Annotated in this window: 18 protein-coding genes; 9 read left to right on the forward strand and 9 right to left on the reverse strand. The window is 64.2% G+C overall.

Annotated features, from left to right (window positions below):
- Positions 1-65 precede the first annotated feature (65 nt).
- Positions 66-1,895: a translational GTPase TypA gene (gene typA, locus LB566_RS16420; protein ID WP_224625154.1), complete on the forward strand. Its 1,830-nt coding sequence runs from the start codon at positions 66-68 to the stop codon at positions 1,893-1,895.
- A gap of 38 nt (positions 1,896-1,933) precedes the next feature.
- Complete coding sequence (locus tag LB566_RS16425) at positions 1,934-2,494, forward strand: hypothetical protein (protein ID WP_224625155.1); 561 nt, start codon at positions 1,934-1,936, stop codon at positions 2,492-2,494.
- Positions 2,495-2,538: 44 nt separating this feature from the next.
- Here the strand turns inward: LB566_RS16425 and LB566_RS16430 are convergent, their stop codons facing one another.
- Complete coding sequence (locus LB566_RS16430; RefSeq protein ID WP_224625156.1) at positions 2,539-3,165, reverse strand: DUF1062 domain-containing protein; 627 nt, start codon at positions 3,163-3,165, stop codon at positions 2,539-2,541.
- Between the two features lie 384 nt (positions 3,166-3,549).
- Here LB566_RS16430 and LB566_RS16435 point away from each other — a divergent pair, with 384 nt between their 5' ends.
- Positions 3,550-4,164 carry a LysE family translocator gene (locus LB566_RS16435; RefSeq protein ID WP_224625157.1) on the forward strand — a complete coding sequence of 205 codons (615 nt, stop codon included), beginning with the start codon at positions 3,550-3,552 and terminating at the stop codon, positions 4,162-4,164.
- Positions 4,165-4,226: 62 nt separating this feature from the next.
- Here the strand turns inward: LB566_RS16435 and LB566_RS16440 are convergent, their stop codons facing one another.
- The gene (locus LB566_RS16440) at positions 4,227-4,550 is read right to left on the reverse strand and encodes a hypothetical protein (protein WP_224625158.1); all 324 of its coding nucleotides are present in this window, start codon (positions 4,548-4,550) and stop codon (positions 4,227-4,229) included.
- Between the two features lie 130 nt (positions 4,551-4,680).
- The gene (locus tag LB566_RS16445; RefSeq protein ID WP_224625159.1) at positions 4,681-5,244 is read right to left on the reverse strand and encodes a peroxidase-related enzyme; all 564 of its coding nucleotides are present in this window, start codon (positions 5,242-5,244) and stop codon (positions 4,681-4,683) included.
- Positions 5,245-5,379: 135 nt separating this feature from the next.
- On the opposite strand from LB566_RS16445, the gene LB566_RS16450 reads away from it, so the two are divergent.
- Positions 5,380-10,212: an NAD-glutamate dehydrogenase gene (locus LB566_RS16450; protein WP_224625160.1), complete on the forward strand. Its 4,833-nt coding sequence runs from the start codon at positions 5,380-5,382 to the stop codon at positions 10,210-10,212.
- A 171-nt stretch (positions 10,213-10,383) separates the two neighbouring features.
- The gene (locus LB566_RS16455) at positions 10,384-11,760 is read left to right on the forward strand and encodes an MFS transporter (protein WP_224625161.1); all 1,377 of its coding nucleotides are present in this window, start codon (positions 10,384-10,386) and stop codon (positions 11,758-11,760) included.
- A 108-nt stretch (positions 11,761-11,868) separates the two neighbouring features.
- On the opposite strand, the gene purH is transcribed toward LB566_RS16455, so the two are convergent.
- From purH to htpX, 4 genes are all read right to left on the reverse strand, one after another.
- Positions 11,869-13,485, reverse strand: a complete 1,617-nt coding sequence (gene purH, locus LB566_RS16460) for a bifunctional phosphoribosylaminoimidazolecarboxamide formyltransferase/IMP cyclohydrolase (RefSeq protein WP_224625162.1) — start codon at positions 13,483-13,485, stop codon at positions 11,869-11,871.
- Positions 13,486-13,575: 90 nt separating this feature from the next.
- On the reverse strand, positions 13,576-15,300 hold the full coding sequence (locus tag LB566_RS16465) for a heparinase II/III family protein (RefSeq protein WP_140550755.1): 1,725 nt from the start codon (positions 15,298-15,300) through the stop codon (positions 13,576-13,578).
- A 248-nt stretch (positions 15,301-15,548) separates the two neighbouring features.
- Positions 15,549-16,970 (reverse strand): RsmB/NOP family class I SAM-dependent RNA methyltransferase, encoded by a 1,422-nt coding sequence (locus LB566_RS16470; RefSeq protein WP_263498191.1) that lies wholly within the window; start codon positions 16,968-16,970, stop codon positions 15,549-15,551.
- Positions 16,928-17,941 carry a zinc metalloprotease HtpX gene (gene htpX / locus LB566_RS16475; RefSeq protein ID WP_224625164.1) on the reverse strand — a complete coding sequence of 338 codons (1,014 nt, stop codon included), beginning with the start codon at positions 17,939-17,941 and terminating at the stop codon, positions 16,928-16,930. The genes LB566_RS16470 and htpX overlap by 43 nt, the downstream gene beginning before the upstream one ends.
- Positions 17,942-18,059: 118 nt before the next feature.
- On the opposite strand from htpX, the gene LB566_RS16480 reads away from it, so the two are divergent.
- A complete protein-coding gene (locus LB566_RS16480; protein ID WP_224625165.1) occupies positions 18,060-18,278 on the forward strand; it encodes a DUF1674 domain-containing protein in 219 nt (72 codons plus the stop codon).
- 164 nt (positions 18,279-18,442) lie between these two features.
- Here LB566_RS16480 and LB566_RS16485 read toward each other — a convergent pair whose 3' ends face one another.
- The gene (locus LB566_RS16485) at positions 18,443-19,108 is read right to left on the reverse strand and encodes an HAD-IA family hydrolase (protein WP_224625166.1); all 666 of its coding nucleotides are present in this window, start codon (positions 19,106-19,108) and stop codon (positions 18,443-18,445) included.
- Positions 19,109-19,307: 199 nt separating this feature from the next.
- On the opposite strand from LB566_RS16485, the gene LB566_RS16490 reads away from it, so the two are divergent.
- The 3 genes from LB566_RS16490 (at position 19,308) to LB566_RS16500 (ending at position 23,579) form a co-directional block, all read left to right on the forward strand.
- Entirely contained in the window at positions 19,308-20,177 is an 870-nt protein-coding gene (locus tag LB566_RS16490) for a transglutaminase-like domain-containing protein (RefSeq protein ID WP_140550760.1), read from the forward strand.
- Between the two features lie 290 nt (positions 20,178-20,467).
- Entirely contained in the window at positions 20,468-21,946 is a 1,479-nt protein-coding gene (locus tag LB566_RS16495) for a TadE/TadG family type IV pilus assembly protein (RefSeq protein ID WP_224625167.1), read from the forward strand.
- 364 nt (positions 21,947-22,310) lie between these two features.
- The gene (locus LB566_RS16500) at positions 22,311-23,579 is read left to right on the forward strand and encodes an SAM-dependent methyltransferase (protein ID WP_224625168.1); all 1,269 of its coding nucleotides are present in this window, start codon (positions 22,311-22,313) and stop codon (positions 23,577-23,579) included.
- A 1-nt stretch (position 23,580) separates the two neighbouring features.
- Here the strand turns inward: LB566_RS16500 and LB566_RS16505 are convergent, their stop codons facing one another.
- Positions 23,581-24,321 (reverse strand): MOSC domain-containing protein, encoded by a 741-nt coding sequence (locus tag LB566_RS16505; protein ID WP_140550763.1) that lies wholly within the window; start codon positions 24,319-24,321, stop codon positions 23,581-23,583.
- Between the last annotated feature and the right edge of the window lie 4 nt (positions 24,322-24,325).

Here is a 24,325-nt window from a genome sequence, read left to right on the forward strand (position 1 = left end):
AGCCGCGCAACCGAAAGAGGCAGCGCCTTTTGGCCTGCTGCCTGCAACGCTCCCGAGACCAGATCATGAACCTCCGCAATATCGCGATCATCGCGCACGTCGACCATGGAAAGACCACCCTTGTCGACCAGCTTCTGAAACAATCCGGCGCCTTCCGCGACAATCAGCGCGTCGCCGAACGCGCCATGGATTCCAACGACCTCGAAAAGGAACGCGGCATCACCATCCTGGCCAAGGCGACCTCGGTCGACTGGAAGGGCACCCGGGTCAACATCGTCGACACCCCCGGCCACGCCGATTTCGGCGGTGAAGTCGAGCGCATCCTGTCGATGGTGGATTCGGCGATCGTGCTGGTCGACGCCGCCGAAGGCCCGATGCCGCAAACCAAATTCGTCGTCGGCAAGGCGCTCAAGGTCGGCTTGAGGCCCATCGTCGTCATCAACAAGATCGATCGGCCGGACGCCCGCCATGTCGAGGTGGTCAACGAGGTGTTCGACCTGTTTGCCGCGCTCGACGCCACCGACGAGCAGCTCGACTTCCCGATCCTCTATGGCTCGGGCCGCGACGGCTGGGTCTCGGAAAATCCGGAAGGTCCCAAGGACCAAGGCCTGTCGCCGCTGTTCGACCTCGTCCTCAAGCATGTGCCCGCGCCGACCGTGCATCCCGGCCCGTTCCGCATGATCGGCACCATCCTGGAAGCCAATCCGTTCCTCGGCCGCATCATCACCGGCCGCATCGAAAGCGGCACGCTGAAGGCCAACCAGGCGGTCAAAGTGCTGCATCATGACGGCACCCAGATCGAAACCGGCCGCATCTCCAAGATCCTGGCCTTCCGCGGCCTCGAGCGCCAGCCCATCGAGGAAGCGCAGGCGGGCGACATCGTCGCCATTGCCGGCCTGTCCAAAGGCACCGTCGCCGACACGTTCTGCGACCCGAGCGTGAGCGAGCCGCTGCATGCGCAGCCGATCGATCCGCCGACCGTGACCATGTCTTTCCTCGTCAACGATTCACCGCTGGCCGGCACGGAAGGCGACAAGGTGACCAGCCGCGTCATCCGCGACCGCCTGCTGCGCGAAGCCGAAGGCAATGTCGCGCTCAAGATCGAGGAATCGCCCGATAAGGATTCCTTCTTCGTGTCGGGCCGTGGCGAATTGCAGCTTGCCGTGCTGATCGAGACCATGCGCCGCGAGGGCTTTGAAATCGCCGTGTCGCGGCCGCGCGTGGTCATGCAGAAGGGCGAGAACGGCGAATTGCTGGAGCCGGTCGAGGAAGTCGTCATCGACGTCGACGAGGAGCATGCCGGCGTCGTCGTGCAGAAAATGTCCGAGCGCAAGGCCGAGATGGTCGAATTGCGCCCCTCCGGCGGCAACCGACAGCGCCTCGTCTTCCACGCGCCGACGCGCGGCCTGATCGGCTACCAGTCGGAACTCTTGACCGATACGCGCGGCACCGCCGTGATGAACCGGTTGTTCCATGCCTATGAGCCCTATAAGGGCGAACTGCCCGGCCGCACCAACGGCGTGCTGATCTCCAACGAGCAGGGCGAGTCCGTCGCCTATGCCATGTGGAACCTGGAGGATCGTGGCCCGATGGTCATCGATCCGGGCGTCAAGGTCTATCAAGGCATGATCATCGGCATCCACTCCCGCGACAACGATCTGGAAGTGAACGTGCTGAAGGGCAAGAAGCTGACCAACATCCGCGCCGCCGGCAAGGACGAGGCGGTCAAGCTGACACCGCCGATCCGCATGACGTTGGAGCGCGCGCTGGCCTGGATCCAGGACGATGAGCTGGTCGAGGTGACGCCGAAGACCATCCGTCTGCGCAAGCTCTATCTCGACCCCAACGAGCGCAAGCGCTTCGAGAAATCATCCAAGGCCGTCGGCGCGGCGTAGAGGCAGGCGCCAGAAGGCACGAACGAAATAGGCGAACCATGGCTGTCATTGCCGGCAAAGACTTGGAACGCTACTGGCAACATCACGACGCGCTGTTGGCGTTTCATAGTCTGTTCAACGAGCGGGAGACGGTGGACGAACGTGCCATTGCTTTAGTCGGCGCCACGTTTCTCGATAACATCCTTGAGCATATGCTCGTCAACTTCATGGTAGATGACGAGAAAGAATCGAAGAGGATGGTTGGTTTAGACTGTCCGTTGGGCACGTTTTCAAGCCGGGTAACCGCGTCTTACTGTCTCGGACTAATCTGCAAGACGGTGCGTGACGACCTTCGCGCCGTTGGCAAAATTCGCAACAAGTTCGCACACCAACTTGAGGCAGCGTTTGACATAGAGCCAATTCGCGGATGGTGCCTCTCGCTTAGGTGGCATGAGTTTTCCATGATGATGAAGGCTCCGGCAGATGCCACGCCGCGAGATGTTTTTAAGGTGGGCGTCAACCAACTGATCACTCACCTAAGTGGCATTTTGAGCATGGCTCGCTTGGAGCGCCGCAAGATGCGCGACGATGACCATGGTGGGCCGACACTGCTGAGATAGTTCCGGCGACATACTCAAGTGCAGAATGACCTTTTTTATTAATGTCACCCTGCCGCTGCTGAGATGACGACCTGCCGGTCAGGTTCGCCGGTCAGATCGATGTGGATCGTCGTTCCCGCACGCGCCGGCTTACGCAAAGCCCTGGCGCCGTCGGGAGCGACAACCAGCCGCCGCTTCTCCTCCAGCGCCTGAAGCCTCGACCGCGAGATGCCGAGTTCGCCGGCGAGCAGGCGATCGAGCCGCAACGATGTCGGCATTTCAAGCACGAGCCTGATTTCAAGCGCAGTTGCGTTCTCGTCTATGTTGCCGAGCCGATGCTTGCGAACAGCGACATCGGGGAACTCCTCGACCCGCCCCACCCGGTTGCGCAGTGCGACGATGTCGAAGGCGTAGCGCCGCGCCAGTGCCGGGTCGTTGCCTTCGAGCGCCCGCCGCAGTTCCGGTTCGATGTCGCGGCGGTTGCAGCGTTCGAAGATGCCGAAATTCCAGGAATTGTCGCAGTCGATGCAGCGATAGATCAGCCAGACATCGATGCGTTTGCCATTGGCGTTGACGCGAAATTTGCCGCTGCTGCGATGGGCTTTGACGCCGCCGCAGCGATTGCAGGTGGTCAGGGGGCGTGGTGCGGTTTGAGGTGCGATCGTCCAGCGGATGCGCAAGGTAGAAGACATGCCGGTAAGCCCTTCCCGTCGGGAAGTTCATCAGCTCGGCTATGTCGAGATACCCAGGCGGGCACGGCGTGGCGGTAGGCTGCGGTTCTTGGAATCGGGCGTCGCGGCGCATGCGACAGCGGCTCAGCAGTGCCAAACCGGTCTCGAACCGCCGCCCAGAGGAACACATGAAATGGAAAAAGGCACCGTTGTGGCGGCGCCATGCATTGTGTCGGGGGAGTTGACGAGACCGGCGGTTACGTAGGCAAAGTGAAGCTCGAAATTGTTTCGCGGCGATCTATCTAGCCGCGAGATGCCGGGCCGGCAAGCATGTTGATGCTACCGAAGCTCGATCGCTTGCGCTAATGTCTGGCATCGAAGGTTTTTCAAGCCGAGATCCTCGCCATGCACCTCACCTCGCTCCTGATCTTCGCCGCCGCGCTCTTCGTGGCCGCCGGTTCGCCGGGCCCTTCGATCGCGGCACTCGTCGCCCGCGTCATCGCCAAGGGATTTCGCGACGTGTTCCCGTTCCTGCTCGCCATGTGGATCGGCGAGGGCATCTGGCTGTCGCTGGCGGTGTTCGGGCTGGCGGTGGTGGCGCAGACCTTCCATTTCGCTTTCGTCATCGTCAAATGGGTCGGCGTCGCCTATCTCGCTTTTCTCGCCTGGAAGATGTGGACGGCGCCCGTCGAAGCGAAGGAAGGCGAGATGCCGCGCGAGGATTCGGCCGGCAAACTGTTCTTCGCCGGCATGGCCGTGACGCTCGGCAACCCCAAGATCATGATGTTCTACCTGGCCTTGCTGCCGACCATCATCGACCTTGCTTCGGTGACGGTGGTCGGCTGGGTCGAGCTGACCGCGACCATGGCCGTGGTCCTAGTGGTCATCGACCTCGCCTGGGTGCTGGCCGCCGCCCAGGCGCGCAAGCTCCTGAAGAGCAAGCGCGCCATGAGAATCGCCAACCGCGTCAGCGCCACCACCATGGCCGGTGCAGCCGCGGCGATCGCGGCGCGATCATAGGACATCCTCCCAACCGAAGCGGTGCTTCGGCAAGAGAGATCAGGCTTAAAACGGACGCTACGTCACTTCATTTCAATGATCGGGGCGATCTCAACGCTGAAAGCCGGGTTCATCAGGATAGGACATTCCTTGGCTTTGCCGACGGCGTCGTCGATGTCATCTGCTTCAATGATTGTGTAACCGGCGGTCGGGTTGCTGCCGCCATTGTTCTCGACCTTGCCGTCGGGCAGCACCGTCTTCGACATGCCGACCGGATTGCCGCCATCGACCACGGCCGAGCCGAGCTTGCCGTACCAGCCGTTCCAGGCATCCATGGCCGCTTTGCGTTCGGCCTCCTCGGCCGGCATCTTGCCGGAGCCGTGATAGACATAGAGAAATTTCGCCATGTTCTCCTCCCTTGTCGGCGGCATCGAACCGGCATGCGGATCATGCCGCCCGGCGATCATCGGACCAAACCGGGAAACAAGCAATGAGAATGAGAGACAGCTAATGTATGGCAAGGTCAGGCCCTGCTCGTCACCTTGCCATGGCGTGGTACTCGGGGTTCGGCCGCATATCGATTGCCGCCGCCACCCGGTTCGACATGTTGAAGAAGGCGGCCGTGGAGGCGATGTCCCAGATGTCGCGGTCGGTGAAGCCGGCCATGCGCAGCGCCGCGCGGTCGGCTTCGACGATCTTGGCCGGCTCCTCTGTCAGCTTGACCGCGAATTCCAGCATCGCGGTCTGCTTCGGTGAAAGGTCGGCGGCGCGGAAATTCATCACCATCATCTCGCCGAGCGAAGGGTCGCCCGACAGCTGCCGCACGGCGGCGCCATGCGCCGTCAGGCAGTAGTAGCAATGGTTGATGGAGGAGACGGCGACCGCGATCATCTCGCGCTCCAGCTTCGACAGGCCTGAATCGCCCAGCATCAGATCATTGTACATGTCGGTGAAGGCACGCAGCTTCTTGTCGTCGAAGGCATAGGCGCGCAACACGTTGGGGACCAGGCCGAGCTTCTCCTCGCATTTGGCGAAATAGGTCCTGGTCGCATCGCTCAGCTCAGCAGCGGCGAGATCGAGCGCGGTGATCTTGTCGGTCATGGCATTCCTCCTCGTTGGTCGCCGGCTGCCGCCGAATTGCGATAATTCTTGGCACGCCGTCAAACCTTTGTCGCCAAATAGCGGTCATCTGCTACAGATGTCCGCAAAAGCATACGACGGGAGGAAAGAAGCGTCATGGCCAGCGTGAAATCGGCGAGCAGGTCGAAGAAGAAAGCCACGGCGATGCCGAAGACGCAGGAAAGGCCAGCCAGGCTCGCCGACTACCTGCTCGCCCGCGCGCCTGCAGAAGACATTGCCGCCTATGAGGTGGCGGACCTCGAACGCGCTGCGGATCTCGCCGGCCGCGCCGTCGCCGGTCACAAGAAGGGCGCGTGCGCCGTCGCCGTCGATACCGATTCCGGTGTCGTTCGCGAGGGCCGACCCGTCACGATCGTCACCGTCGTCAACGACAATATGCCTTTCCTGTTCGATTCCATACTCGGCGAGATCACCGAGAGTGCCGGCGAGCCGACCCTGGTCACCCACCCCGTCATCACCGTGCGCCATGGCAAGGACGGGGTCGAGGAAATTCTCGGCGACGGCAATTTCGCCAGGGACGACGGCAGCCACGACCGGCTGAGCGTCATTCACGTCCATATTCCCCGGCTGACCCCGGAGCAGGCGAACGGCTTGGCCGAGCGGCTGCGCAAGATACTCGGCCAGGTCCATTCCGCCGTCAGCGACTGGAAGCCGATGTTGGCCCGCCTCGACCAGGCGATTTCGGAATTCCGCTATTCGGCGGTGCCGCTGGACAAGAAGAGCGTGGCCGAGGCGATCGCCTTCCTGGAGTGGCTGCGCGACGACAATTTCACTTTCCTCGGCATGCGCGAATTCACATATGTCGGCGGCGAGGAAAGCGGCACGCTGGAGCGTGCCGACAAGCCCGGCCTGGGCATATTGTCCGATCTGGACGTGCTGGTGCTGCGGCGCGGCACCGAAGCGGTGACGACAACGCCGGAGATCCGAGCCTTCCTGCATGGGCCGGAGCCGCTGATCGTCACCAAGGCCAATGCCAAGTCTTCCGTGCACCGGCGCATCTATCTCGACTATATCGGCATCAAGACCTACACCGCCAAGGGCGCGCTGGCGGGCGAACTGCGCATTGTCGGCCTGTTCACATCGACCGCCTACACGCGCTCGGTGATGAAGATCCCCTATCTCAGATCGAAGGCCGAAACCGTCATAGCAAAATCCGGTTTCGACCGGCACGACCACTCCGGCAAGGCGCTGATCAACGTGCTGGAGAGCTATCCGCGCGACGAGCTTTTCCAGGTGCCGGTGCCGATCCTGAGGAAGCATGCCGCGGCCATTCTGGGCCTCATAGAGCGGCCGCGCGTGCGGGCACTGGTGCGCGCCGACCAGTTCGACCGCTTCGTCTCCATCCTCGTCTTCGTGCCGCGCGACCGTTACGACAGCGTCGTGCGCGAGAAGGTCGGCACCTACCTCAAGACGGTGTTCGAAGGCCGGCTGTCGGCCTACTACCCGGCCTTCCCGGAAGGCGGGCTGGCGCGCGTGCATTTCATCATCGGCCGCTCCGGCGGCAAGACGCCGAAGATCGAACAGGCAACGATCGAGGCGGCGATCCGCGACATCGTGCGCACCTGGGAGGACGCCCTTTCCGAGGCGGCGGAAACCAGCGGCAGCGACCCGGCGCTGAAGAGGATCGCGGCACGATTTCCGGAAAGCTACCGGGACTCCTTCAGCGCCGGTGTGGCGCTGGTCGATGCCGGGCGTATCGCCAAGATCAGCGCCGGCAATCCGATCGCCATCGATTACTATCGCCATGCCGAGCAGAAGCCGCACCAGGCGGCGCTGAAAATCTATCACCATGGCAGCCCGGTGGCGCTGTCGCGGCGCGTTCCGGTGCTGGAAAACATCGGCTTCCGCGTCATCAGCGAGCGCACCTTCGAGGTCCGCGACGACCAGGCCGGCAATAGTGACCAGCCCGGCATGATCAATGGGGATCAGCCCGGCACGGTCTTCATCCACGACATGGAGCTCGAGAACAGCTACGGAAAGCCGATCGACCTCAGCAATGGCGGCGCGCTGTTCGAGGACGCGTTCCTGTCGGTGTGGCGCGGCGACGTCGACAATGACGGCTACAACGGCCTTGCCCAGACCGCCGGACTGTGGTCGGGCGAAATCACCATTCTGCGCGCCTATGGCCGCTATTTGCAGCAGGCCGGAATTCCGCAGAGCCAGGATTTCATCGCCGCGGCCCTCAACCGCTATCCCGAGATCGCGCGCGGCCTGCACGCGCTGTTCATCGCCCGGCTCGGGCCGACCGCCGAGACGGAAGGCGTGGTGGCGGCAAAGCATCTCAAGGCCAAGATCAGGGACGCGCTGGAAGACGTTCCCAACATCGATGACGACGCCATCATCCGCCGCTACCTCAATCTCATCGAAGCCTCGCTGCGCACCAATCATTTCGTTGCCGATACGAAAGCCAAGGGCCAGTCGCTGGCGATCAAACTCGATTCGCGCTCGGTCGACGGATTGCCCGAGCCGCGGCCATGGCGGGAAATCTTCGTCTACGGCTCGGAGGTCGAGGGCGTGCATCTGCGCTTCGGTCCGGTGGCGCGCGGCGGCCTGCGCTGGTCGGACCGCGCCCAGGATTACCGCACCGAGGTGCTCGGCCTGGTCAAGGCACAGCAGGTCAAGAACGCGGTCATCGTGCCGGTCGGGGCCAAGGGCGGATTCTATCCGAAGAAGCTACCGATGAGCGCCGGCCGCGACGCCATCTTCGAAGCTGGCACCTCGGCCTACAAGAACTTCGTCTCCAGCCTCTTGTCGATCACCGACAATATCGGCCTCGACGGCGTCATCCCGCCGGCCGGCGTTGTCAGGCGCGACCAGGACGATCCCTATTTCGTCGTTGCCGCCGACAAGGGCACGGCAACTTTCTCCGACACCGCCAACGCCATCAGCGAAAGCCATGGCTTCTGGCTTGACGATGCCTTCGCCAGCGGCGGTTCGGCCGGTTATGACCACAAGAAGATGGGCATCACCGCCAAGGGCGCGTGGGAGGCGGTCAAGCGGCATTTCCGCGAGATGAACCGCGACATCCAGACCACGCCCTTCTCCGTCGTTGGGGTGGGCGACATGTCGGGCGACGTGTTCGGCAACGGCATGCTGTTGTCGCCGAAGACTAGGCTGATCGCCGCCTTCGACCACCGCGACATCTTCATCGATCCCGATCCCGACATGGCGGCGTCGATGGCCGAGCGCCAGCGCATGTTCGCTCTTCCCCGTTCGAGCTGGCAGGACTACGACAAAAGCAAGCTGTCCGAGGGCGGCGTCATCGTCTCGCGCGGCCAGAAATCGATCACCTTGCCGGCCGCTGCTGCTGCTGCGATCGGCCTTAACAAGACGACCGCCACGCCGGTCGAGATCATGAGTGCCATCCTCAAGGCGCCCGTCGACCTCTTGTGGTTCGGCGGCATCGGCACATATTTGCGGGCCTCGACCGAGACCAACGCCGAGGTCGGGGATCGCGCCAACGACGCCGTCCGCATCACCGCGCTCGAGGTGCGCGCCAAGGTGATCGGCGAGGGCGCCAATCTCGGCGTGACGCAGCGCGCGCGCATCGAATTCGGCATGAATGGCGGGCGTTGCAATTCCGACGCCATCGACAATTCGGGCGGGGTCAACTGTTCCGACGTCGAGGTCAATATCAAGATCGCGCTGGCGTCCGCCATGCGCAAAGGGTCGTTGACCCGGCCTGCGCGCGACAAGCTTCTCGCCGAGATGACCGGTGAGGTCGGCGAGCTGGTCCTGTCCAACAACTACCAGCAGACGCTGGCGCTCTCGATCGCCCGCAAGCGCGGCCTCGCCGACATCGCACACCAGGCCCGCTTCATGTCGGCGCTGGAAGCACGCGGCCTGCTCGACCGCGCGGTCGAGACGCTGCCTTCGCCGGCGGCCCTTGCCGAGCGCGAGGCGCGCGGCGAGCCGCTGACCAGGGCCGAGCTCGGCGTGCTGCTCGCCTATGCCAAGATCGTGCTGTTTTCCGACATCGTCGCAAGCGACGTGCCTGACGAGCCGCATTTCGACCGCGATCTGTTGGGTTATTTCCCCGACCGGATGGCGAAGAAATACGCCGCCGAGATCCACGGCCATCGCCTGCGCCGCGAGATCATCGCCCGCGTCGTGGCCAATGAGCTGGTCAACCGTGGCGGTCCATCCTTCGTCAACCGGTTGCGGGAAGCGACGGGGCGCACCGCCGCCGACGTGGTGCGCACCTTTGCCGTGGTGCGCGACGGCTTTGCCTTGCCGGCGCTCTATCGCGAGATCGACGCGCTCGACAATCAGATCGACGGCCAGATGCAGCTCGACCTCTACCAGGCAGTCAGCCGGCTGATCTACGTGACCAGCGGCTGGTACCTGAAGAACGACGCCGGCACGGCGCCGCTTGCGCAGCGCATTGCCGAATTGCAGGAAGCGCGCAAGGCGCTGGAGCCGAAACTCGGTTCGCTGCTTCCCGATTATTCGCGCGAACGGATCGAAGAAAAACGGCATGGATTGTTCAAGGCCGGGACGCCGGACAGGCTGGCAGCGCAGCTGGCGCTGGCCGATGTGGCGGAACTGATCCCCGACATCGCGCTGGCGGCGCGAACGGCAGGAGCCGATATCGTCGCCGCGGCGAAGGCCTTCTTCGCGGTCAGCGACGCCTTCCGTATCCCGCGCGTCGAGGAGGCGGCGCGCTCGATTACACCTTCAGACTATTACGACCAGCTCGCCCTGTCGCGTGCCACCGACACGATCGGGACCGCGCGGCGCGGCATCGCGGTGGCGGCACTCGCGAACCACGCCGGGGCAGCCGACCCGGTGGCGGCGTGGCTGGAGGCCGGCGGGGAGAGGATCGGCCGCACCCGCGAGCGGCTGCAGGCGCTGACCGAGGGCGGCGACATCACCGTGTCGCGGCTGTCGGTGGCATCGGGCCTGATGAGCGATCTGACGGGGATGTGAGCCATCGTGGCCTCATCCTCCCGCTGGTGGGGAGGGTGGCTGCGAAGCAGCGGGGTGGAGGGTAGCGCCAGACCCCACTCGGACCTTCGACGCGTGCCCGTTTGCATGACCAGCGGAAAACATGCAGACATGGGGTGAACCGCCCAACGAACGAAGGCGACCGGAGGGGACATGGCCGAAGTAGCAGTGCAGCGGGCGTCCGGGCGAGGCATCTGGGGGTGGATGTTGTTCGACTGGGCGGCGCAGCCCTTCTTTACGGTCGTCACCACCTTCATCTTCGGCCCCTATTTCGTTTCGCGCATGGCCAGCGATCCGACCACCGGCCAGGCCGTCTGGGGCTACGGCATCGCCGCGGCCGGGCTGGTCATCGCCGTGCTGTCGCCGATCCTCGGCTCGATCGCCGACCAGACCGGGCCGCGCAAGCCGTGGATCGCCTTCTTCGCCGCGGTCAAGATAGCCAGCCTGGCCCTGCTCTGGCTCGCCGCGCCCGGCTCCAACCTGTTCCTGATCGTAGCATTGTTCTCGCTGGCGTCGGTGGCGGCTGAATTCTCCACCGTCTTCAACGATTCCATGATGCCGCGCCTGGTGCCCAAGAGCGAGATCGGCCGCATCTCCAACATGGCCTGGGGGCTTGGCTATCTCGGCGGCATGATCGCGCTGATCTTCGTCGTGCTGTTCCTGGCCGGATCGCAGGAGACCGGCAAGACCATCATCGGCCTCGACCCGCTGTTCGGGCTGGACCCGAAGCTCGGCGAGGATGCCCGCGCCACCGGGCCGCTGTCGGCCGGCTGGTATTTCCTGTTCATTCTGCCGATGTTCCTCTTCACGCCGGACGCCATCAAGGGCATCCCGATCGGGCCTGCGGTGCGCGAAGGCCTGTCGGAGCTGAAGTCGACCTTGGCCGAGGTGCGCAGGCGCGGCGGCATCTTCCGCTTTCTCGTCGCCCGCATGATTTATCAAGACGGCGTCAATGCGCTGCTGGCGCTCGGCGGCACGTTTGCGGCCGGCATGTTCCGCTGGTCGATCACCGAGATCGGCATGTTCGGCATCATCCTCAACGTCGTCGCCATCTTCGGCTGCTGGATTGCCGCACGGCTCGACACCGCCCTCGGCTCCAAGGCGGTGGTGATGATTTCTCTGGTCATGCTGTCGGTCGCCACCATCGGCGTCGTCTCGGCCGGCCCCGGCTTCACGCTGCTCGGGCTTATCCAGCTCTCGACCACCGATTCCGGGGGCTTGTTCGGCACCGCGGCTGAAAAGGCCTACATCCTCTACGGATTGCTGATCGGGCTCGCCTTCGGCCCGGTACAGGCCTCATCGCGGTCCTATATGGCGCGCAGCGTCACGGCGTCGGAATCCGGCCGCTATTTCGGCATCTATGCGCTGGCCGGGCGCGCGACCAGTTTCCTGGCGCCGTTCCTGGTGGCGACCATCACGGCGGTGAGCGATTCGGCGCGGCTCGGCATGGCGGTGATCATCCTGTTCCTTGCCATAGGCATGGCGATCCTACTCAGGACGCCGTATCCGGCGGATCAGCCTGTGGAGTAGCGCTTCTTCCTTCTCCCCTTGTGGGAGAAGGTGGCCTCGCGAAGCGAGGTCGGATGAGGGGTGTTCCAGGGAACGCCAACGCCTCACTTCGCTGGAAGCAAGAAGCGCTCAATGCCTGAAGTGTCTCACGCCCGTGAACACCATGGCGATGCCATGCTCGTCGGCGGCGGCAACCACATCGTCGTCGCGCATCGAGCCGCCGGGCTGGATGACGGCGGTGGCGCCGGCCTCGATGGCCGACAGCAGGCCGTCGGCGAAGGGGAAGAAGGCATCGGAGGCGACGACCGAGCCTTTGGTCAGCGGCTCTGTCCGGCCTGCCGCTTCCGCGGCGTCGAGCGCCTTGCGGGCGGCGATGCGCGAGGAATCGACGCGGCTCATCTGGCCGGCGCCGATGCCTACCGTGGCGCCGTCCTTTGCGTAGACGATGGCGTTCGACTTGACGTGCTTGGCGACGCGGAAGGCGAATTTCAGGTCGGCCAGTTCAGCCGGCGTCGGCGCCCGTTTCGTCACCACCTTCAGTTCGAGGTCGTCGACGACGGCATTGTCCCTGCCCTGCACCAGCAGGCCGCCGGCGACGGATTTGACGGTTGTGCCGATCGCGCGCGGATCCGGCAGGCCGCCGGCGACCAGCAGGCGCAGGTTCTTCTTCGCGGCCACGATCGCTGCCGCCTCGTCGGTGGCGCCTGGCGCGATAATGACTTCGGTGAAGGTCTTCACGATCTCTTCGGCCGCCTCGGCGTCGAGGACGCGATTCACAGCGACAATGCCGCCAAAGGCCGAGACTGGATCGCAGGCCAGCGCCCTGGCGTAGGCGGCCTTCAGCGTCGAACCCTCGGCGACGCCGCACGGGTTGGCATGCTTGATGATGGCGACGGCGGCCGAGCGCGCCGGGTCGAACTCGCCGGCCAGCTCGAAGGCGGCGTCGGTATCGTTGATGTTGTTGTAGGAAAGCTGCTTGCCCTGAAGCTGGCGCGCGGTGGCTACGCCCGGCCGCCTGTCGCTATTGACATAGAAGCCGGCGCCCTGGTGCGGGTTCTCGCCATAGCGCATCACAGTCTCCAGCCTGCCGCCGAAGGCGCGCCAGGTCGGGTGCTCGATCTCCAGCGCCTCGGCGAACCAGCCCGAGATTGCCGCGTCGTAGCTGGCGGTGCGGGCAAAAGCCTTGGCCGCGAGCTTCTTGCGGAAATCCAGCGACAGCGAGCCGATATTCATCTCCAGCGCGTTGAGCAACGAGGCATAGTCGCCGGGATCGGTGACGATGGCGACATAGGCGTGGTTCTTGGCCGAGGCGCGGATCATCGCCGGGCCGCCAATGTCGATGTTCTCGACGATCGCCGCGTAGTCGGCGCCGGAGCGGCGGACTTCCTCGAACGGATAGAGATTGGAGACGACCAGGTCGATCGGCTCGATGCCATATTTGTGCATCGCCGCGGCGTGATCGGGATCATCGCGCACGCCGAGCAGGGCGCCATGCACCGACGGGTGCAGGGTCTTGACGCGGCCATCCATGATCTCGGGAAAGCCGGTGAGCTCGGAGACGTCGCGAACCGCCAGTCCGGCATCGGCGATCGCTTTTGCCGTGCCGCCGGTCGACACCAGCTCGACGCCGGAAGCGGCGAGCGCCCTGGCGAGATCGATGAGGCCGGTCTTGTCGAAGACGGAGAGCAGGGCACGACGCACGGGAACGAGGTCGGGAGCGGGAATGTTCTTGGCGGCGACGGCCATGGGCGTGCTTTCACGGCTGGAGGGGCAGGCCCGCGCCGTATCATATGAGATCAGGAAATCAAGGCGCAAGCTCGGTCAGCGCCGGCACGGTCAGTTGTTTTCGGGATAGCCGGCGATGGAGGTGCGGGTGAGCTGCCAGTGGACTTCGGCGATGTCGGACGGCTGGAAGGCAAGCACGATCTGCCGGCTGCGGCGCGGGCCGCCGAGACCGGCGAAGTAGATTGATTCCTCGACCGCCGGCACCATCTCGGTGCAGGTGAACACCCAGCTGTCGACCTGCTCGGCGGTCAGCACCAGGCGGTCATGCTCGTCCTGCAAAAGGTTGATGTCGGGATGGACGTGGAAGCGCACGGTGACGAAATCGCGGCCATTGTTGCGGATCGCCGCACCTCCAGGACGCTGGAAGCGGTCCCTGCCGGTCAACACATTGCCGTTCGAGGACAGCTTCAGCTCGCGCTCGTGCAGGAAACCGAAGCGCTGGATATAGCCGTCATGGCGGGCGATGAAGCCTTGAACGCCCTTCTGATCGATACGCTTGCACTGCACATGCTGCGGGCCGCCGATCAAAGGCGACCCCAGAAGATCGTTGATGCGCAGCGAATGGCTGAACCGCGCCGACGAGGTGTCGTTGATGGTGGCGGTCGAATGCGCGGCAGTGGCGCGGGCCAGGGGCCGGAATTCGGCGGCGCCATAGGTGTCGATGCCGGCATTGACGATGTAATGCTGGCGGCCCGAGGACAGCTCGAATGCAAGGCAGCTGGCATGGGCGGCATTGGAGACGTGGACGGGCGGCGGCAGGCCGGTGTCGGCGATGACGGTGACGCCACCCATGGACAGCCGCTCATAGCCCGAATGCGGTGCATGCAGCAGCGGCGAGCCGGCGGTGTCGTCGTGGCGCAGGATGCTGGCGATGCGATCATGGATGGTGGCGCCCATGCCGTTGAAGCGGGCGAGGCTGCCGTCCTGGTGTCGAAAGAAGCGCAGGGCCGGCAGCATCCTGTCGATGGCGCCGATCAGGGCCTGTGGCGGCGCTTCCGCCTGGTTGGCGTAGGTCTGCCGCAGCGGCAAAAGGTCGGCGAGGATTTCCAGCACCGCCATCGGGTTGCGCGAGATGTGGCCGCCATCGGGAAGGATCTGGCGGTCGAGTTCCTCGGCGAGGTTGCGGGTGGCGCCGCGCAGCGCCGATGCGGGCGCCGGCAGTGACAGGGCGGCGAAGGCGAGGGCGATGCGGGCGCGCAGCCTGTCCTTGCCGTCAGGCATTTCGCGCGCCATCGACCTGAGGTAGCGGATCTGGACAGCCAGCGATTTCAGGAAGGCGCGGTAGAACGGGAATTCAGCGCCTTGCAGCACGATCGAGGAATGCTGCAGCCAGGCGATGATGCGCTTGGCGGCCGTGCCGGGCTCCCAGGCGATGCCGGAAATGTTGTTTCCATGCGTGGCGATCCAGTCGGACACCAGCGCACGCGCATTGGCGGCGGCAAGCTCGGTGCCGGCGGCGCGCATGTGTCGCAGCCAGCGAAAGCCATGCAGCGTCTTCTGCCAGCCGTAGTTGGGAACGCTGATCTGGAAAGGCGACTTGCCGCCGGTCTCGACCATATGTCCCGACAGGGGATAACGGCCATAGTAGATCTCGAGCGCGATCTGCGGGTCGGCCAGCCGCAGGTCCGGCGGCGCGATCAGCACCCGTTCGGGCGTGCGGCCGGAATAGCGCCAGCGATAGACCGGTCCGGCACGCAGGCGCCGGCGCGTTTTGCGCCAAAACTCCTTCGCGACAAGCGCCCACAGACGCGTCGTGTTGCCGGCAGCAAGTGCCAAAACCCCTCCTGATCGTCCTCTATCCCAACGGCAAGCTTATCTGATTCAACGATTCATGCGAAGGCGAAATCCCGCGAGCGGTGACGCTGCGCCTGGCGTGGCCGCGGATGCTCCCGAAAAAGGTCAGCAACGTCCTATACTTAAGCCCTGAAGCGGTTCAGCGCCCGGTGGGCATCCATACTCGGCTCCAGATCCTTGTTCCACGCAATTTCGGACGGATATCGTCACGCAGCTTTCGTGGAATTGCCTTAGCCGGCGCGACGCATGCGCGCGGCGAAAAAGCCATCGAGACCGGAACGTTGCGGCGAGCCGAGATCGAGGTCGGCAGGTGTGGTGCGCAGCGTGCCTTCCTGCGTCAGGAAGGGATCGATGCCGGCGATCTCGCCGGTGCGAAGCGGGTCGGCAACGATGCCAGGCGTCGCGGCGAGGAAGGCACGGTAAAGCTCCTCGCCTTCGAGTGGGTCGAGCGAACAGTTCGAAAAGACGATCCTGCCGCCCGGCTTGACCAGGGCGATGGCGCGCGCGAGCAGCCGGCGCTGGAGCTCGGCGAGCTTCTCGACGTCAGCCATCGTCTTGGTCCACGGCACGTCGGGATGCCGCCGCACCGTGCCGGTCGAGGAGCAGGGCGCGTCGAGGAGGACGGCGTCGAACAGATCGCCCGGCTCGTACTGGAGGAGGTCGGCCTGCACGATCTCCGCCGACAGGTGGAGACGTTCGAGATTCTGCGCCAGCCGCGCCAGCCGGTTCTTCGAGGTGTCGACCGCGGTGACGCGTGCGCCGGCCACGATCAATTGGGCGGTCTTGCCGCCGGGCGCGGCGCAGAGATCGGCGACGCGAAGCCCGCCGACATCGCCGAGCAGCCGGGCAGGCAGGCCGGCTGCGGCATCCTGGACCCACCAGGCGCCTTCGGTGAAGCCAGGCAGTTCGGTGACCGGGCCGGCAAGCTTCTCCACCCGAATTGTGCCGGTCGGCAGGACAATGCCGCCGAGCCTTTCGGCCCAGTGCTCCGGATCGGCCTTGACCGAGAAATCGACCGGGGCCTCCTGGCGGTGGGCGGCGAGTATCCGTCTGGCCTCGTCCACGCCATAGGCGGCCTTCAAACGGTCGGAAAACCATTTCGGCGCTTCGTCGGTGGTAGCAAGGGCCTCTGGAAGTTCGGCTTCCTTGATCCGCGCGAGCGTGCGCAGCACACCGTTGACCAAGCCGGCAAAGCGCAATGTGCGCGGATCGGACTTGGCATGGGTGACGGCGAGGTCGACCGCGGCGCTGTCGGGAATGTCGAGGAACAGGATCTGCGCGGCCGCCACATGCAATATATGCGACAGCGCGGTGGCATTGGCCGGCAGCGGTTTTTCCAAACGGCGCGCCAGCAGCCCTGATATGGTCATGCGGTAGCGCAGCGCGGTCACCAGAATGGCGCGCACGAGACCGCGATCGCGCAGGTCTAGCGCCTTGTATTGCGGATGGCCGTTTTCATGGTCGGTCAGGCCGTCGAGCGGCGTCCTGGCATCGATGACGGCGGCCAGCAGCCGCGCCGCCGCCTTGCGGGCGGCAAGGCCGGCAACAAACTCGCCGTCCTTGTTGTGTTCCTGACCACCTGTGCGTCGAGGTGCCCTGCCCGCCACGCTCACGACCACGGGCCCTTGGGCCCGGTCGGACTGCGACCCCATGGATTGGATTTGGGCTCTGCCGGCGGTTCCGGCGCGGTCGGCTTGCCCCACGGTCCGGCCGATTGCGGCTCGTCGGCCTGCGGCGACGCGGGCGCTTGGCGTTGTGGGATTGGCGATGCACCCGCGCCCATCCGCTGCGCCATCGCTTGTAGCGCGGCGATGCGATTCTCGGTGCTCGGATGGGTGGAGAACAGACTGTCCATGCGCTCGCCGGAAAGAGGGTTGATGATGAAGAGATGAGCCATCGCCGGATTGCGCTCGGCATCCGGGTTGGGTATGCGTTCGGCGCCGCGGGCGATCTTGTCAAGCGCCGAGGCCAGCCATAGCGGGTGTCCACAGATTTCGGCGCCGCGCCGGTCGGCTTCGTATTCGCGGGTGCGGCTGACCGCCATCTGCACGATCATGGCGGCAAAGGGCGCCACGATCATCGCCGCCAGCACGCCGACAAAGCCGAACGGGCTGTTGTTGTCGCGGTTGCCGCCGAGGAAGAAGGCGAAATTGCCAAGCATCGAGATGGCGCCGGCCAAGGTGGCGACGATCGTCATCGTCAAGGTGTCGCGATGCTGGACGTGGGCGAGCTCGTGCGCCATCACCGCGGCCACTTCCTCATGCGTCAGCCGTTGCAAAAGGCCGGTGGAAGCGGCGACAGCCGCGTTCTGCGGGTTGCGGCCGGTGGCGAAGGCGTTGGGCTGCGGATTGTCGATCAGGTACGTCCTGGGCATCGGCAGGCCTGCCTGCTTGGCCAGTGCCTGCACGATGGCGTAATATTCGGGCGCGTTCTTCTCGTCGACCTCGACGGCGCGGTTCATCGACAGCACCATCTTGTCGGCGTTCCAGTAGCTGAACAGATTGGTGGCGGCGGCGATCAGGAAGGCGATCATCATGCCGCCCGTACCGCCGATCAGGAAGCCGACGCCCATGAACAGCGCGGTCATCGCGGCAAGAAGCATGGCGGTGCGAAGTGTGTTCATCGTCTGCTCCCGTCCAAGTCGTGACGTAAGGGGGTCGATCCTCGTGGGCTCATCGCTATATGATGGGAAACGCCGGTACCCGTTTCAATCGGCCTGTTTCAATCCGCCGGAATATCGCATGAACGATGAGACCAGTAAAACACCTGCCAGGGACGACAAGGCGCGGCTGAAGACGCTGACGCCCGCCGCCCGTCGCGCGCTTGCAGAGGCCGCGGCCCGGCGCGAGGACTACCGCCGCAAAGAAGCGGCGGTGCCGAAGGAAGTCGGCGGCCGCGGCGGCAAGGAGCCCGGCCGCTACGGCGACTGGGAGATCAAGGGCCTGACCAGCGATTTCTGAGGTATGCTGAGATTCAGGTGAGGCCGGCCTGCAAGCGTTGGTTTCCTGCGCTTCCGGTGTTCACGTACTTTAGTACGCTCCGCTCCGGTTCTCGGAAACCATCGCTTTCGACTCGGCCTGACCTGAATCTCAACACGCCTTGAGAGGGCGTTGCATTACAATCTTTAGGCGGCGCTGAGTTGCGGTTCGAGCGCGATCCAGCCGCGCTCGTCGACGGTAACGCCGATGGCGTCGTAGCCAGCGATCGCGGCATGCTGCGTCGCCAGGGGATGTCGGTGCGTAGCGTTTATGACCATGACCGCTGCGCCCGCCGCCTCGGCCGCCGTGATGCCCGCAGGGGCATCCTCGAATACGAGGCAATCGCGCACATCGACGCCGAGCCGCGTCGCGCCGAGCTGAAAGCAGTCGGGCGCCGGCTTGCCGCGCGAAACATCTTCCGCCGCGATCAACACGGCCGGGACGGGGATGCCGGCAGCCTTCATGCGCAAGAGCGCCAGTTCCCGCGGCGCCGAGGTTACGATCGCCCAGCGCTCCGGCGGGAGCGCGTTGAGAAATGCGGCGGCGCTGGCGATCTGAACAATGCCCTCCAGATCGGCGGCTTCGGCCTTGAGCAAGAGGTCGGCCTCATGCGCCGGATCGACGCCGGGGAGCGCCAGACCGGCGATCGTCTCGATCGCCCGCACGCCATGGATCGTCGGCAGGAAGGCGGCGACGTCGAGCCCTTGCCGCCGCGCCCAGTCGCTCCACACCCGTTCGGCCGAGGCAATGGAATTGATGAGCGTGCCGTCCATATCGAAGAGGAAGGCGGCGAATTTTCTGCCTGCGTACATGATTTTCCTTGATTTCGGGGAGGGTCTTTCGAGGGAGCGCCGATGGTAACGTCCCGGCATCGGCATTGGAAGCCGCGCGGCCACCTTTTCGGCCATTTCCCCTTTTCGGCCAGTCCCCTTTTCGGCAAGTCAGGGAACCGCGATCCGCCTCCGGCGTTTCAACTTCGCTGCTTTTCCACGACCATCGAAGGGGGACGCGATGCTGATTCGGCTCGGCTACGAAATGGCCATTGAATGCGCTGGAGCCACGCCGGTGATTTCGCTGCTCGAGATCCACAGGGACAGGCAGGCCGATATCAAGCGGCAGACCCGCGTGCTGACGTCGCCCGCGGTTTCGACCAAGCTCTACAGCGATCTGCATGGCAATTCGTGCCGTCGCTTTACCGCGCCCGCCGGCACCTTTCGCATCCTCTACGACGCGGTGGTCGAGGACAGCGGCGAGGCGGACGAGGTCAACACGCTGGCGCGCGAGGTGCCGGTGGCGGAGTTGCCCGACGAGGTGCTGTTCTATCTGCTGGGCAGCCGCTATTGCGAGACCGATCACCTGAGCCAGCTTGCCTGGGAACTTTTCGGTCGTTTGCCGTCCGGCTGGGCGCGGGTGCAGGCGATCGTCGACTATGTCCACAACCGCCTGTCCTTCGGCTATGGCTATGCCCGCTCGACCCGCACCGCGGCGCAGGCGCATGAGGAGCAGGTCGGCGTCTGCCGAGACTTCGCCCATCTGGCGATCACGCTCTGCCGCTGCATGAACATTCCGGCACGCTATGTGAACGGCTATCTCGGCGACATCGGCGTGCCGGCCGATCCGGCGCCGATGGACTTCTCTGCCTGGATGGAGGTGTTTCTCGACGGCAAGTGGTACACCTTCGACCCCCGCCACAATGTTCCGAGGATCGGCCGCATCGTCATCGCGCGCGGACGCGATGCCACCGACGTGCCGTTGCTGCACAGTTTCGGCCCGCACCGGCTCAGCCTGTTCAAGGTATGGACCTACGAACAGGAGAACAATCTGTTCAACCCGCCCTACCACGCCATCGACAGGACGGTCACCGCGCAGATGCTGGCCTGACCCGGATTTCCATGCACCCGCATACTGCCTCGCTCTGGCACAGGTGCCGCTGTGCCGTGGCGGCACGCGGCCGCGGGCCCTGTACCGCGACTGGCAGGATCTTGGTAAGCGCTTCGTAAATGCCGCCAAACGCAGCATCGGCGTTTACCGGTCATTCACCTTTCCATTCCTGAAAGCAAAGCAAAAACAACAATCTAGTCCCTGGTGCGCGGCCGCTGACCGCGCCCGGCCGGAATCCTGCATCGATCCGTTTGCCCGGCGACGAGGCCGGGGCGAGCGGAGAGAGAACGATGCGGATTTTCGGGGGACTTGTGGACGCGGCCGGCGGTTTTGCCAGGCATCGCGGCGGAAATTTCGCCATCCTGTTCGGATTCGCCGTCTCGGTCTTGGCGCTGGGCGTCGGCTTCGCCGTCAACATCACCCAGCTCTACAACGCCAAATCGAGTCTTCAGGGCGTGGTCGACGCCGCGGTGACGTCGACGGCGCGGGACCTGACGACCGGCGTGATCAAGGAGGCCGACGCCAACAAATCGGTGCAGGCCTTCCTCGACGCCAACAGCACGGCCGGCATCCTGCAAGCCAACCAGATCGTGCTCGACAGGCTGACGGTCAACAGGACCGCCAGGACGGTGCAGGCGGACGCCCATGTCGACGTCGCCTTCTATTTCCCGCTGTTCGGCACGAGGGACATGCAGCGCGTCCCCGCCTCGACCACGGCGCTCTATTCGGACAAGCAGATCGAGGTGGCTATGATGCTCGACATCACGGGCTCGATGGCGAAGCGAGGCAAGGTCGACAAGATCGGCGATCTGAAAGCAGCAGCGAAAAACGCCGTTCGGACGATGCTCCAGAACCAGGATCCGAAGACCCCCCGCATCCGCGTCGCGATTGTGCCTTACGCGTCCGGCGTGAACGCCGGCAAGCTGGCGGAAAACGTCTATGCCGAGAAGCCGGCGAGCTCTGAGCTGCCACCCGTGGCCGGCAGTTCGCTTCTCGTCACCAAGACGGGCAAAACTCTGCTGCCGTCCTTCAGCGACTATATCTCCATTGTTGGCGCGGCGATGCCACGCCCCGACAATTGCGCCACGGAGCGCAAGGACAAAAATGGCGATGCGGATTTAAGCGCCGACGGCCCAGATGCTGTTCGCACGGACAAGAACGGCAAGAAGTACTACGCCCTGGTCAACCGGGACGATCATCTCGACGGCGAGGGAATGAACAAGTGTCCCGATGCGGAAGTGATCCCGCTGACCGCCGATTCCGGCGCATTGCTTGATTCGATCGACGACTTCCAGGCTGACGGTTATACCGCCGGCGCGATCGCCATTCAGTGGACCTACTATATGCTGTCGCCGCAATGGCGCGCTGCGATCAAGAATGCCGGCCTCGGCAACGGCGCCTCGGACGTCAACGCGAAGAAGATCGCCAAGGTCGCGATCCTGATGACCGATGGTCAGTTCAATACCGCCTTCGCCGGTGCCAGGGGCCGCTACAACAGCCAGGGCAATCTTGCGCGCGGCAACGCCGAAACGCTGTGCGGCAACATGAAAAATGACGGCATCGAGATTTTCACCATCGGCTTCGACCTGAACAACAAGGACATGTCGGCAACCGAGCGGGATCAGGCAAAAGCGGTGCTGAAGGACTGTTCGTCGAAAGATGCCTCCACCGCTCAAAAACATTATTTCGAGGTGTCGACCGGGGTGGAATTGGACGCCGCCTTTCAGGAAATCATCCGCAACACCGAAAAGGTCGCGCTGACGCAGTAAGCCGCACAAGGAAAAGGCCGCCGCTTCTTTCGAAGCCGGCGGCCTTCCGTGTTTCCGTCCATGGCGCGGCTCCTGGCGGCAACCCCAGGGGTCGCCCGCCGCGCATCTCGCGCCTTAACGGGAAGACTGCTTCCCGAAAGTGCAATCCGCTGAGGCCACGTTCTGGAAAACGAAATCACTCGACATCGGATCACCTCCTTTCAGTTTGTTGAACACGCACTGATGATGGGGTGCGTTGCAGCAAAAGACAAGACGGCGAATGGAAAAAGACGTTTTTCCGGCTTGGCCGCGTCCTTTCGTGCAATCGGGTTGCGGCCGGCGGTTCAAGCGGACAAGATCGGCCTACCGAATGCAGGGGAAGGGCATGGACGCCACCGAAAGAGCAGCACGCATCGTTCGAACGGTCGTCGAGGCATTGAAGCCGGGCTTTGCCGTCAGGCTTTGGACCGGCGAGCGCATCGGTCCGGCCGGCGGCCCGGTGCTTGCCATCAACGACCAGGACATCGTCTGGCAACTGGCCCGCCGGCCAAATTTCTCCACGCTGGTCGAGATGTGGATTTCCAAGGCGGTCGACGTGGAGGAGGGGTCGCTGTTCGACTTCTACGCCTTGCCTTCGCAAGGCAAGCTGCGGACGAAGCTGAAGTCATTGCCGAAGCTGGCGATCCTGCGTGACCTGCCAGCTGTGCTGTTTTCAAGGAAACAGATGACGGCGCGGGCCGACCTTTCGGGGCGCAATCCCTTCGTCAGCGGTTCGAGCCAGGAAGCGATCCAGCACCATTATGACATTTCGAACGCGTTCTATCAGCTCTTCCTCGACGAGCGCATGGTCTACAGCTGCGGCTACTTCAAGGATTTCGCCAACAGCATTGATCAAGCGCAGGTCGACAAGCTCGACCATATCTGCCGCAAGCTGCGGCTGAAACCTGGCGACAGACTGCTCGACATCGGCTGCGGCTGGGGAGCGATGCTCATCCATGCGGCGAAGAACTATGGCGTTGTCGGCCACGGTGTCTCGCTGTCGGACGCACAGACTAACCTCGCCCGCGAACGCATTCGCGCCCAGGGTCTGGAAGACCGGATCACCATCGAGATAAAATCCTATGCCGAGCTCACCGGAAGCTTCGACAAGATATCCTCGATCGGCATGTTCGAGCATCTGGGGCTGGCCAATCACGCCACCTATTTCTCGACCGTCCATCGCCTGCTCAAACCGGGCGGCATCTATCTGCATCATGCCATCACCAGGCGCAGCAAGGGCGATCTGAAAAAGACCCTGCGCAAGGGTCCGGAATACAAGGCGCTGATCAAATACATCTTCCCCGGCGGTGAACTCGACACGATCGGAATGACGTGTGGCAACCTCGAAGCACATGGCTTCCTCGTCCACGACGTCGAGAATTTACGCGAGCACTACGCCCGCACCTGCCGGCTATGGGCCGAGCGCCTGCATGCGCGCTTCGACGAGGCCATCGCGGAAGTGGGAGAGGCCAGGGCACGGTTGTGGCTGCTCTATCTTACCGGCTGTTCGATTACCTTCGAACGCGCCTCGGCGCAGATTTTCCAGACGGTCGCCACCAAGCGGACGCGAGGCCCGAGCGGCCTGCCGCCGACGCGGGCGGACCTTTACCGGTAGTTCAGGCGAATCGCATCCCGTCGCCGACCTTGACGCTGGCCGCGCGGTCGACGGTGCAGTAGACGCCGAGATTGTGCGCGTTATGACGTACCAGATTGCGCAGGATCGCCGGGTCGTTGGCGAAACCGTCCTGGGCGATGATGGTGAAGCCGCAGCGGCGGCACGGCTCGGAGATGGTCAGCAGCAGGTCGCCGACGGCGAGCTTCCTGCCGATCCATTCGGTTTCGGGAAAAGTGCCTTCGACCGCCGCCATGTCGACCACGATGTTGGGACGGAAGCGGCGTGAGTCGGGAGTGCCTTGCGGATGCAGCGCCTTCAGGCGGGCCAGGGAGGCGGTGGTCAACAGGTGGATCGGCGCCTTGCGGTAGCGCGCCTCCGTCAACGGGCCGGCATAGGCCGGCGGGGCGTTCTCCAGGCCGAACGGACGGATCGAGGCTGGAAAGCCGAGATAGTCGGAAACGGCGCGGTCGCTTTCGGTGCCGGGCGCCGCCAGCCAATCTGCGCCGGGAATCGCGATTTCGAGCCTGCGGTCGTCCGTCAGCCGGGTGCGGATGCGCGGCACCTTGTGCCACTTCGGCTCGCGATCGGGCCGGGCGATCTCATTGTCGGAGGCATCGACCAGGCCGAACATACGGTCGCCCTCGATGCTATCGGTGCCGACCGCGATCGTCTCCAGGCGTTCGCCGGCGAGCGAACTCGCCGGATAGCGCCAGAGTTCGGCAACGCTGCCTATCACGGCCACGGCC

This window comes from Mesorhizobium sp. CA13, from assembly GCF_020165235.1.
GTDB lineage: Bacteria > Pseudomonadota > Alphaproteobacteria > Rhizobiales > Rhizobiaceae > Mesorhizobium.